The following is a 1,246-nucleotide window of genomic DNA, read 5'->3' as shown; positions in this document are numbered from 1 at the left end:
CTTTACGGATGTTTAGACCGTCTTCCCAGGGGTGCTCGGTATCGATGTGGGTATCGATCTGGGCGGGCTTATCGCTGGGCGCGCTAACGGGTTTCTTCCGTGTCTGGACCTTGTTAGAAGCGAAATCAGACATCGGTTGAGTGTTGATCGACCTGGAATAAAGCCAATAATCAAGCGCGGTCAGCAGGTGGGGCTGGGACCAGCCACGATGGGAGTGTAAGAACTCTTTCAACGGCGCGTTCACTCCTCCTTCTAGACGGTTCGTCGTCGACTCAAGACTGGTTGACACGTCCAGGGTTGGATCAAGGAACGTGAAGAGCACGCCTTGTTTGACGTAGCGGTCAAGGGCACCCACGATACGGCGAGTGGGGTGATGGGTGTACCACCATTTCTTGTTTTTCCGCGCGAAAGAAGGAATATTCTCAAGGCGGGTTTCCTCCCGATAAGTCTTCTCTGCCAGCCATTGATCGTAAAGCTCGTGGAAAGCGTGCAGCGAGTTTTGCCAGGTAATAGCACCCTCGCGGGTAGTTATTTTGGTTAGGTCGAGGGCGAGCTTGTATAAGGCCTTATGGGCTTGGGTTTGCGGGCGGGTGGTGGTGACTTGGCGGATATTACGTTGTACGTGTACCAGGCAGCGTTGGATGCGTGTGGTGGGCCATTCCTGCTTGATCGCTGCCAGTGCTCCTGGTGCCCCGTCGGTGGTAGCAACGATAGGGGCAGGCAGACGGCGTAAGAGGGCGAGGTAGGCGGCTTTGGATTCACGGTCACATAGCTGGTAGGCGATCACGCCTTCTCGCGTGTAAGCGATCAGTACGCACCAGTTGTAGGCGATATAGGTCCCGTCGATGAAAACCTGGTCGTAGACCTGCCCGGTAGGCGTCCAGATGGGGCGGGTTTGCCAGCACCAGGCATGCGTGCGGTCCCAGGTTCGGGTGTCGCGGGCGCCCAGGCGTCGGGGTGTGGTTGTGGTGAGGTAGGTGAGGAATTCAGCGAATTCTTGGGCGTGTTTTTGTCGGTCATCGGTCGCGGTGAAGCTGTATTTACATTCCTTGCAATACCAACGCTGACGGCCTTGTTTTGTGAAGCCTTTCTTCTTTGAAGGGTTTGAGCAGATAGGGCAGTGTCGGGCGCGGGGATTGAGTTTCTTCACTCCCTGCACATTCCACCGCGGGTGTCAAGGAAGCAAGCTTATTGAGGTACTCGAGCTCAATAAGGCTGACTTTTCGTTGCTATGGCAGGGCAAACC

The 1,246-nt window shown here is 55.7% G+C and carries 1 protein-coding gene; it reads right to left on the bottom strand.

What is annotated here, in order from left to right; all coding sequences use genetic code 11:
* A partial coding sequence (locus AC5RK6_RS06290) for an IS1249 family transposase (protein WP_493926378.1) occupies positions 1-1,150 on the bottom strand: 1,150 nt, incomplete at its 3' end.
* Positions 1,151-1,246: the final 96 nt, after the last annotated feature.

The sequence above is a fragment of the Actinotignum sp. usb-actsch-213 genome, from assembly GCF_059085665.1.
The sequence above is the reverse complement of the archived record's forward strand: the minus strand, read 5'-3'. Positions and strand labels throughout refer to the sequence as shown.